The organism is Mycobacterium sp., from assembly GCF_052143115.1.
In the GTDB taxonomy this organism is placed as follows: domain Bacteria; phylum Actinomycetota; class Actinomycetes; order Mycobacteriales; family Mycobacteriaceae; genus Mycobacterium.
In genome coordinates this window covers 1-10,483 of sequence record NZ_JBKQTQ010000267.1, presented here as the reverse complement: position 1 = coordinate 10,483, position 10,483 = coordinate 1, and the positions used below count along the sequence as shown (strand labels likewise).

Genomic DNA, 10,483 nt, shown 5'->3' with positions numbered 1-10,483 from the left:
GACACCGCCTCGCGCACCTACTACGACCGCAAAAGATTCGAAGGCAAAACCCACACCCAAGCCGTCCTCGCCCTGGCCCGCCGACGCCTCAACGTCCTGTGGGCCATGCTGCGCGACCACACGACCTATCAACCCACCGCACCTAACGCCGCGGCGGCTTGACAACTTCATTGAGAATCTCCTTCGACGGCCAGTGGTTCACCGGATGCTCCAGCGTGGTCCAAAGATGTTGTGTGGCATAGGAGCGCCAGGGGCGCCACGGACGGCTTCGTGCAGTCAGTGCCCGCTGAGCTGTCGGCAAACCCAATTGCTCGGCAGCCAAGCGCAATCCGAGGTCGCTGACTGGAAAGGCGTCCGGGTCACCCAGACCGCGCATGGCGATCACCTCGGCGGTCCACGGCCCGATGCCGGGCAGTGCCAGCAACTGCTGACGGGCCGCGTCCCAGTCGCAGCCGGTGTCAAGGACCACGCTGCCATCGGCCAGCCCGGCGATCAGGGCGGTCAGGGTCCGCCGGCGTGCCGCCGGGACGGCCAGATGGACCGGATCGATGTCGGCGAGCTGCTGGGCCGACGGAAAGGTGTGCGTCAGTGCGCCGTCGGCGTCGTGGACCGGCTGGCCATATGCGATGACCAGTCTGCTCGCGTGGGTTCGCGCGGCCTTGGTTGACACCTGCTGACCCAGTACCGCTCGCACCGCGAGTTCGGCCTCATCGACAGTGCGGGGTATGCGTTGCCCCGGCGCCTTGGCTACCACCGGGGCCAGTGCCGGATCGGATTGCAAGATCTCGATCACCGCCTCCGGATCCGCGTCGAGGTCTAGTAGCCGCCTGCAACGGGAGATCGCGGTCGTCAGGTCCCGGAAGTTGTCGAGCACCAGCAGACATCGGACATGATCGGACGCGGGTGTCAGGCTGACTATGCCGTTTCCGGACGGCAGCCGTAGCGTGCGGCGATATGTGCCATCGCGCACCTCCTCACATCCGGGTACCACGCCGGCGGCCAGATGACCGAAGACGCCTTCGTAGGCGAACGGGGCCCGTACCGGCAGGCGCAGCGACACCGTCCCCGGTGACCGTAGGTCCAATGCGGCACGCCCGAACCGTGCCGCTGCGCGTTTGCGCAACTGCGTCGGAGTGATGTCGCACACCAAGCGCAGCGTGTCGTTGAACTGGCGGATGCTGGAAAAGCCTGCGGCAAAAGCGATATCGCCGAAAGGCAGATCTGTTGTCTCGATCAGTATTCGTGCAGTTTGCGTGCGCTGCGCGCGGGCCAGGGCAAGCGGGCCGGCACCGGTTTCGGCCTGCAGCAGCCGCTCGAGCTGACGTGTGGTGTAACCGAGGCGGGCGGCAAGACCGGTGACACCTTCGCGGTCCACGGTGCCGTCGGCGATCAGCCGCATGGCCCGGGCGACGAGGTCGCCGCGGATGTTCCACTCGGGCGAACCCGGCGACGCGTCTGGGCGGCAGCGTTTGCACGCGCGGAAGCCGGCACGTTGCGCGGCCGCCGCCGTTGGATAAAACCGGACATTGCGGGCGAACGGTGGCCGGACCGGACAGCTGGGGCGGCAATAAATCCCGGTGGTCAGCACCGCGGCGACAAACCAGCCGTCGAATCGAGCGTCCTTGGATTGCACGGCCCGGTCGCAGCGGTCGAAGTCTTCATACACGGTTCGACAATTACACCCGACCCCTGACATTACTGGCGGAAATCCGACATGGTGCTGGTCAGCGGCCTAAACTGCGACAAGCTGCGAAAAGACATGACGGTAGTTCACGCTAGATAGCCGTAACTGTGCCCAAATTGTGTCCACCTGTGTCCACGGGCCCGGTTACAGAGACCGCCGAGGTCGCCCCGGGTGCCGGTGTGGAACTCCCGGCAGTAGAGACCGTCAGCCGACCGCCACGAGCTGCCGCTGCCGGTGCTCTGCTGCACCCGCCGCGATCCGCTGAGCCAACAGGTAGTGTTCCGGCCGTGTGGAGCTCGGTGCTGGTGCTGGCGCTTCTGGGGGCACTCAATCCGTTGCGCCTCGGCCTCGCCCTTCTCGTGATCTTCCGGCCACGGCCCGCGCAAAACCTGCTCGCCTTCTGGGTCGGCTGCCTGATAGTGAGTCTTTCCTACCTGCTGGTTCCGCTGATGGCGCTGCACTTCACACCAATGTTTAGTTCTTTTGCGCACGATGTGGGCACCCCGGGCACGGTCGCGAGCTCCACCGTCCGGCACATTCAAATCGGCGCTGGTGTGCTCGCACTATCGATCGCCGTGCTGCTGACGTTGCGCTTCTCGGCGCGTCAGCGGGCGCACCTGCCGACGCCGGCCGCCAACACGTCGACCCTAGAGCCGGAGTCGAATACATCGACCGCAACCTCGCGGCTGCTGGGTCGCGGGCAGGATGCGCCGATGGAGGGCGGATCTGCAATCCGGCGGCTGCTCGGCCGTGCCCACAATGCGTGGGAAAACGGATCCTTGTGGGTCGCGTTTGTGATCGGCCTCGTATCGGGGCCGTCACTCGACGGGGCTGTCTACGTACTCGCCATCATCGTGCCCTCGGGAGCCTCGACCGGCACGCAGGTCAGTGCCGCCATCGCGTTCGTCGTCGGGATGCTTGCCGTTGTCGAGATCACGCTCGCCGGCTATCTGGTCACGCCGGCGAAAACCCAAGCGTTCGTGCAACTGCTGCACGACTGGGCGCGGGCTCACCGTCGGAAGCTCCTGGTAGCCATGTTCGCAGTGGTTGGGGTTGCGCTGGTGGCCCAGGGCATGCGTTAAACGGCGATTTACTTAAGTTTCCACCATCAGCGCGCTGTGAGACCGCCTGCGGCACAGGCCATCCCGGCACGCCATCCCGTGCACCATCCCTGCCGCAACAGCGAATCGCCCCCCGCCGGAATCCCTGCCGCCAGATGGGTTTGCTACCGCCGAAAAAATCGCAGGCGGGCCAACCCCGCAAAGTTGCTGGCAGGCGAAGGGCGAAAGCGGTGTCCGCTGAAATTACCTCCCCGCAACCGTTAACTTCCGCATTCAACAAAGTTTCAGCGGCCGCGCGTGAGCTAATTTTTTTCAGCGGCCGCGCGTGAGCTAATTTTGCTGTGGCGGAATAGCTTGCAATTAGCCAACTTTCGGCTCGGTTTCGACGGCCTGGCAACTTTTGGCAACTGTGTTGTGTCTCAACGGTTTTCGGCGAAAGTTTGCCGGGTGTTCCGGTGTTTTCCGTCGTATTTTGTGTCGTTACAGGGAAATCGCAGATGCACCGGTACGGTGGTGTTATGGCTGGTAGCGGTACACCTCGGCGGCCACGGTGGCCCCGTCGGGCCACACGAATCCGCCGGCGCTAGCGTCCAAGGTGGTGATCCAGTCCTCGCCCAGGCTGAAGGTCGGGCAGATCACCAGCGGTTTCCAGCCCAACGTCGGCGGCGGCACGTATGGGGCGATCATACCCCCTATCGTCCCACGCGGCTAAGACAATCTAGCGGTAGCCGGTGCACCGGGCCTGTTCGGTGAGCAGGTCGCGGCAGATTTGGCAGCCGTCGCCGTGATGGCGGTCGTGGGGGTGTTCGCAGCGGGCGCAGCGTGGCTGCTCGTCGTCTGACTCGGGGGCTGCTGCTCGGTGTCCGGGGCGGGCCGGTTGCGTGCCCGGAGTTGTTCGACGGAGATCCCGAGGTCACCGGCGACCAGTTTCTCGGCGCGCGCGAATGCGCGCATCAGGTCGGTCATCGTCGGGTTGGCCCAATTGATCGTCTCGCTCATGGCTGCGCGACCCCGTAGTGGGCGAGCCACCCGGTCACCGTGCCACCCGGGTTCAGGTAGCCCGTCCATTCCAGCATCGTCGCCTCGGCGTCAAGGTAGTTCCAGTACCGGCCAACCTCGTATCCGCCATGGTCGAACACTTGCACACTGAACCATTCCTGGCCGTAGCGGGAGTCGCCACACATTTGCAGCGAGGTGTTACCGACCGCCACTACGCGGAGCACCTTGCGCGACGGTGCCATGGCTTGGTCGGGGGCCTTGCACGCGCCGTAGGATGAACCCCGCGCCAACCACCGGATGAGAAGAGGGTGAGCGGCCGTGGATAAAGCAGGTGTCACTTCCATTGCTGTCATCGGCATGGCCTGTCGGCTTCCCGGGGGCATCGACTCTCCCGAGCGGTTGTGGGAGGCGTTGCTGCGCGGCGACGACCTGGTCACCGAGATTCCGCCCGACCGGTGGGACGCCGACGAGTACTACGATCCCCAGCCGGGGGTGCCGGGTCGGTCGGTGTCGAAGTGGGGCGCGTTCCTCGATGACATCGCCGGCTTCGATTCCGAGTTCTTCGGGATCAACGAGCGCGAGGCCATCGCGATCGACCCGCAGCACCGGTTGCTGCTGGAAACCTCCTGGGAGGCTATGGAGCATGCCGGGCTGACCCGGGAGACGATGGCCGACTCGCTGACCGGGGTGTTCGTGGGCTTGACGCACGGCGACTACCAACTGCTAGCCGCCGATGCGCATGCCGTGGAGGGGCCGTATGGCTTTACCGGCAACAGCTTCAGCTTGGCGTCCGGGCGGATCGCTTACGCCCTGGGGGTCCACGGTCCCGCGTTCACGGTGGACACCGCATGTTCGTCTGGTCTGGCCGCGGTCCACCTGGCCTGTCGCAGCCTGATCGACGGTGAAAGCGACCTTGCCCTGGCGGGTGGCGCCTCCGTGATCCTGGATCCGCGGAAGTTTGTCGCGGGGTCGGCGGAGGGCATGCTGTCTGCCACCGGACGATGTCATGCGTTCGACGTCGCGGCGGACGGGTTCGTGTCCTCCGAAGGCTGCGTCGTGGTGTTGCTCAAACGTTTGCCCGACGCGCTGCGCGACGGTGATCGGATTTTGGCCGTGATCCGCGGCACTGCCGCCAACCAAGACGGCCACACGGTGAACATCGCCACACCATCGGTGACAGCGCAGACCGCGGTGTATCGGGCGGCGTTAGCCGCGGCGGGCGTCGACGCCCGGAGTATCGGCATGATCGAAGCGCACGGCCCCGGCACCGCGGTCGGTGACCCCATCGAATACGCCAGCCTGGCCAACGTCTATGGCATCGAGGGCCCCTGCGCGCTGGCCACGGTGAAAACCAATTTCGGGCATGCCCAGTCGGCCGCCGGAACACTGGGCCTGATGAAGACGGTCCTGGCGCTTCAGCACGGTGTGGTTCCACAGAATCTGCACTTCACCCAGCTGCCCGATGAGATGGCCAGCATCGACACTAAACTCTTTGTGCCACAAGAGATCACACCATGGCCCACTAACGGCCATCATCCCCGGCGGGCGGCCGTGTCCTCGTACGGGCTCTCGGGAACCAACGCCCATGCCATCGTGGAACAGGCTCCCGAAGCCGCTGCGCCCGAGGACATTCCAGCCGAATCGTCGGCGACGGCACCACTGCTGTTTGCGCTGTCGTCCACCTCGGCCGACGCACTGCGCCACACTGCCGGCCAGCTGGCCGACTGGGTGGCAGCACATAACGACGTGGCGTTGCCGGATCTGGCCTACACCCTGGCGCGCCGGCGCGCGCACCGCCCAGTACGCACCGCCGTATTTGCGAGCAGCCAGCCGCAGCTCACCGAGGCTTTGCGGGAGGTCGCCGACGCCGATACTCCGTATCAGGCCGCGGTCGGACAAGACGACCGGGGACCGGTGTGGGTGTTCTCCGGGCAGGGTTCGCAGTGGGCTCAGATGGGTGCTGAGCTGCTGGCGACGGAACCGGTGTTTGCCGCCACCATCGCTGAGGCGGAGCCGCTGATCGCCCGGGAGTCGGGGTTTGCGGTGACCGAGGCGATGACGGCGCCTGAGGCGGTGACCGGTATCGACCGGATCCAGCCGACTCTGTTCACCATGCAGGTCGCCCTGGCCGCCACCATGCGCTCCTACGGAGTGCGCCCGGGCGCGGTCATCGGGCACTCCCTCGGTGAGGCCGCGGCAGCGGTCGTCGCCGGAGCCCTGTCGCTGGAAGACGGGGTGCGCGTCATTTGCCGGCGCTCGCGGCTGATGTCCCGCATCGCCGGCGCCGGCGCTATGGCATCGGTGGAATTACCCGCCCAGCAGGTGCTTTCCGAGCTGATTGCCCGCGGGATCAACGACGCCGTGGTGGCGGTGGTGGCCTCACCGCAGTCCACCGTGATCGGCGGTGCCACCCAAACGGTGCGCGATCTGGTCGCGGCCTGGGAGCAGCGCAACGTGATGGCCCGCGAGATCGCCGTCGATGTCGCGTCGCATTCGCCTCAAGTCGATCCGATCCTCGACGAGCTGACCGACATACTCTCAGAGCTCAATCCGATGACACCGGAAGTCCCTTTCTACTCGGCGACCCTGTACGACGCGCGCGAGCAACCGGTGTGCGATGCCGGTTATTGGGTGCACAATCTGCGCCGCATGGTGCGGTTCGCACCGGCGGTGCAGGCCGCTTTGGAGGACGGATATCGGGTCTTCGCCGAGCTGGCACCCCACCCCCTGCTTACCCATGCTGTTGAGCAGACTGCCCGTAGTCTCGACATGCCGCTGGCCGCTCTGGCCCCCATGCGCGGCGAGCAGGAACTGCCGGACGGGCTGCGTGGCTTTGTGGCGGATCTGCACAGTGCGGGCGCCGCGGTCGACTTCTCCGTGCTCTACCCGAATGGGCGGCTGGTGGATGCGCCGCTGCCGAGCTGGACGCACCGTCGGCTGTGGTTGAGCCGCGACGGTCAGGAATCGCCAGCCCATGGCGGTTGCACCGTTTCAGTGCATCCGTTGCTGGGCCCGCATGTGCGCTTGCAGGAGGAACCCGAGCGCCACGTCTGGCAGGGCGAGGTCGGCACCGCCACCCAGCCCTGGCTGGGTGATCACCAGATCCGCAATGTCGCGGTGCTTCCGGGGGCGGCGTGTTGCGAGATGGCGATGGCGGCCGCGCGCGCTGTGCTGGGCGAGGCTTCTGAGGTCCGTGACATCCGGTTCGAGCAGGCGCTGCTGCTGGATGAGCAGACCACGGTCGGCGCCGCGGCGGCGGTGTCATCGCCGGGCGTGGTCGAGTTCACCGTGGAGACAAGTCAGGGCGGCGGGCAAGCCCGGCAGGCTAGCGCTGTCCTGCATGCCGCAGACGATGAGCGGCCACCCGCGCACGACACCTCGGCGCTACTTGCCGCGCATCCGCGTTGCGAGGATGGCGCCGAGGTGCGCCAGCGCCTGGACCGGCGGGGTGTTCAGTACGGTCCGGCGTTCACCGGTCTGGCCGCCGTGCACACCGGCGAGGGGGCGACCGCCACGGTGCTGGCCGAGGTGGCGCTGCCCCGCCAAATCCGCTCGCAACAAGGTGCTTACGGCGTGCACCCGGCGCTGCTGGATGCCTGTTTTCAGTCCGTGGAGGCTCATCCGGATGTGCAGGCCCTGGGCGAAGGGGTGCTGGGGTTGCCGTTGGGTGTGCGGCGGCTGCGCTCCTACAGCTCGGCCCGCGACGCCCGCTACTGCTACACCCGGGTGACCAAGGCCGACACGTCCGGGGTCGAGGCCGACCTCGACGTGCTCGACGAGCACGGGGCAGTGCTGCTGGTCGTGCAGGGGCTGCGATTGGGCACCGGCGTCTCGGAGAACGCCAACAAGGATCGGGTGCTGGCCGAGCGGCTGCTGACCATTGAATGGCGGCAACGAGAACTGCCTGAGGTGGACTACGCTGACGCCGGAACCTGGCTGCTGATCAGCACCACCACCACCACCGCGGATGTGGTGGCCACCACGTTGACCGACGCCCTGAAAAACCAGGGCGCGCACCCCACCACCATGTGCTGGCCACACAACGCCGACTACACTTCGAGCGCCGAACAGCTTGGAAATCATCTGCGTGCCGGTGGATTCAGCGGTGTGGTGATTCTCACGGGACCGAAAAACGGCGACGCCGAGGAGCAGTCCCCGCTGCTGGGCCGCGAGTATGTGCGGCATCTGGTGCGCATCACCCGCGACTTGCCAGAGCTGTCCGGCGAGCCGCCTCGCCTATATGTCGTGACGCGCAACGCCCAGACCGTAGTGTCCGGTGACGTGGCCAATCTGGAGCAGGCTGGGCTGCGGGGTTTGATCCGGGTGATCGGCACCGAGCATCCGCATCTGCGCGCCACCCAGATCGATGTGGACGAAGCCACCGACGCCGAGCAACTGGCGCAGCAACTGCTCAGCGGGTCCGAAGAAGACGAGACCGCCTGGCGAAACGGCGCGTGGTATACGGCGCGGTTGTGCCCCACTCCGCTGCGCCCCGAAGAGCGGCAAACCACCGTCGTGGACCATGAGCGCGACGGGATGCGCCTGCAGATCCGCACACCCGGCGATCTGGAGTCGATGGAACTTGTTGCCTGCGATCGGGTTCCGCCGGGGCCGGGGCAGATCGAGGTCGCGGTCAGCGCGTCCAGCATTAACTTCGCCGATGTGCTGGTCGCATTCGGCCGCTACCCCGCCTTCGAGGGGCGGCTGCCGCAACTGGGCACCGATTTCGCCGGGGTGGTGACCGCGGTCGGGCCAGAGGTGAGAGACCACAAGGTGGGCGATCATGTCGGCGGCCTGTCCCCCAACGGCTGCTGGGGCACCTTCCTGACCTGCGATGCCAACCTGGCCGTCACCCTTCCGGCCGGGCTTTCCGATGAGCAGGCGGCCGCGGTGACCACCGCACACGTCACCGCCTACTACGGCCTGCACGAGCTGGCCCGCATCAACAGCGCCGACAAGGTGTTGATCCATTCCGCGACCGGGGGGGTGGGGCAGGCGACAATCGCCATCGCCCGCGCCGCGGGAGCCGAGATCTTCGCCACCGCCGGCAGCGAGCAGCGTCGACAACTGTTGCGCGACATGGGTATTGAGCACGTTTACGACTCGCGAAGCCTAGAGTTCGCCGAGCAGATATGCCGTGACACCGAGGGGTACGGCGTGGACGTCGTGCTCAACTCGGTCACCGGCGCGGCCCAGCGCGCGGGCCTCGAATTGCTAGCGTTCGGTGGACGATTCGTCGAGATCGGCAAACGCGACATCTACGGCGACACCCGGTTGGGGCTCTTCCCGTTCCGGCGCAACCTCGCGTTCTACGGCGTCGACCTAGGGTTGCTGTCGTACAGCCATCCGGACCGGCTCCGAGACTTGTTGAACACGGTGTACCAACTCACCGCGGACGGTGCGCTGCCGATGCCGGAGAGCACGCACTACCCGCTTGCCCACGCCGCCACCGCCATCGGGGTGATGAGCGGCGCCCAGCACACCGGCAAACTCGTGCTCGATGTCCCGCACACCGGCCGCAGCCGCGTGATGGTGCCGCCGGCACAGGCCCGGGTCTTCCGCCACGACGGCGCCTACCTCATCACCGGAGGGCTGGGGGGCCTGGGGCTGTTTTTGGCCGAGAAGATGGCAGCGGCCGGCTGCGGGCGTATCGTGCTGTCCTCGCGCTCGCAGCCAACGCTCAAGGCGCTGGAGACGATCGAGCGCATCCGCGCGATCGGCGCCGACGTCGTGGTGGAGTGCGGCGACATCGCCCAACCCAGCACCGCGCAGCGGCTGGTGGCCACAGCGACCGCCGCCGGGCTTCCGGTGCGCGGGGTGCTGCACGCGGCGGCGGTGGTCGAGGACGCTACACTGACCAATATCACCGACGAGCTCATCGAGCGTGACTGGGCGCCAAAGGTTTACGGCGCATGGAATCTGCACACTGCCACCGCCGACCAGCCGTTGGACTGGTTTTGCTCGTTCTCCTCGGCGGCCGCGCTGGTGGGCTCGCCCGGGCAGGGCGCCTACGCCGCGGCCAACAGCTGGCTGGACGTCTTCACCCACTGGCGGCGGGCTCAGGGCCTCCCGGCCACCGCGATCGCCTGGGGCGCCTGGGCCCAGATCGGTCGCGCCACCGCCCTGGCAGAAGGCGCCGACGTTGCTATCGTTCCCGACGAGGGCGCTTACGCGTTCGAAGCGCTGCTGCGCCACGACCGCGCCTACACCGGCTACGCGCCGATCACGGGCACCCCGTGGTTGACCGCCTTCGCCCAACGCAGCCCCGTCGCCGAAGCGTTCCGCTCCATCGGACAAAACCCAACGGGCACAAGCAAACTGCGTGCCGAGCTCAACGAGCTGCCCCTAGACGAGTGGCCCACCCGGCTGCGGCGTCTGATCTCCGATCAGGTCAGCTTGATTCTGCGTCGCAGCGTCGATCCCGACCGGCCGCTCTCCGGGTACGGCCTGGACTCACTGGGCGCCCTCGAACTACGTACCCGCATCGAGACCGAAACGGGGATACGCATCACGTCCACCGACATCACCACCATTACCATTCGCGGTTTGGCGGGGCTGCTGTGCGAAAAGTTGGCGCCCGCGGAAGCCGCCTGACATCGACGTGTCGGCTTAGCTAGACGGTATGGAGGCTGACTTGAGGCCGAAGGCCTCGGGCTGCAATCGGACGTGGGTTGCCGATGGCGGGTGAACACTCGCCGGGGTAGAGCCACAGTTGCAGATCAGGAGGCCTCCGGTGAGT

The 10,483-nt window shown here is 66.7% G+C and carries 6 protein-coding genes and 1 pseudogene; 3 read left to right on the top strand and 4 right to left on the bottom strand.

The features are described from left to right. Nucleotides 1–162: pseudogene (locus ACLQI9_RS26420) on the top strand (IS110 family transposase); the annotation flags it as partial. Here the strand turns inward: ACLQI9_RS26420 and ACLQI9_RS26415 are convergent. Next, entirely contained in the window at nt 143–1,666 is a 1,524-nt protein-coding gene (locus ACLQI9_RS26415) for an AlkA N-terminal domain-containing protein (RefSeq protein ID WP_442382455.1), read from the bottom strand. The pseudogene ACLQI9_RS26420 and the gene ACLQI9_RS26415 overlap by 20 nt on opposite strands. Nucleotides 1,667–1,971: 305 nt before the next feature. Here ACLQI9_RS26415 and ACLQI9_RS26410 point away from each other — a divergent pair, with 305 nt between their 5' ends. Continuing rightward, nucleotides 1,972–2,766, top strand: a complete 795-nt coding sequence (locus tag ACLQI9_RS26410) for a GAP family protein (protein ID WP_442382456.1) — start codon at nt 1,972–1,974, stop codon at nt 2,764–2,766. Between the two features lie 495 nt (nt 2,767–3,261). Here the strand turns inward: ACLQI9_RS26410 and ACLQI9_RS26405 are convergent, their stop codons facing one another. From ACLQI9_RS26405 to ACLQI9_RS26395, 3 genes are read right to left on the bottom strand one after another with little or no spacing between them, the layout of a single operon-like run. Further along, nucleotides 3,262–3,432: a hypothetical protein gene (locus ACLQI9_RS26405; protein ID WP_442382457.1), complete on the bottom strand. Its 171-nt coding sequence runs from the start codon at nt 3,430–3,432 to the stop codon at nt 3,262–3,264. Between the two features lie 21 nt (nt 3,433–3,453). Continuing rightward, nucleotides 3,454–3,744: a hypothetical protein gene (locus ACLQI9_RS26400; protein WP_442382458.1), complete on the bottom strand. Its 291-nt coding sequence runs from the start codon at nt 3,742–3,744 to the stop codon at nt 3,454–3,456. Beyond that, nucleotides 3,741–3,956, bottom strand: a complete 216-nt coding sequence (locus ACLQI9_RS26395; RefSeq protein WP_442392401.1) for a hypothetical protein — start codon at nt 3,954–3,956, stop codon at nt 3,741–3,743. The genes ACLQI9_RS26400 and ACLQI9_RS26395 overlap by 4 nt, the downstream gene beginning before the upstream one ends. A gap of 106 nt (nt 3,957–4,062) precedes the next feature. On the opposite strand from ACLQI9_RS26395, the gene pks2 reads away from it, so the two are divergent. Then, nucleotides 4,063–10,338 (top strand): sulfolipid-1 biosynthesis phthioceranic/hydroxyphthioceranic acid synthase, encoded by a 6,276-nt coding sequence (gene pks2, locus ACLQI9_RS26390; protein WP_442392400.1) that lies wholly within the window; start codon nt 4,063–4,065, stop codon nt 10,336–10,338. The last annotated feature ends 145 nt before the right edge of the window (nt 10,339–10,483 follow it).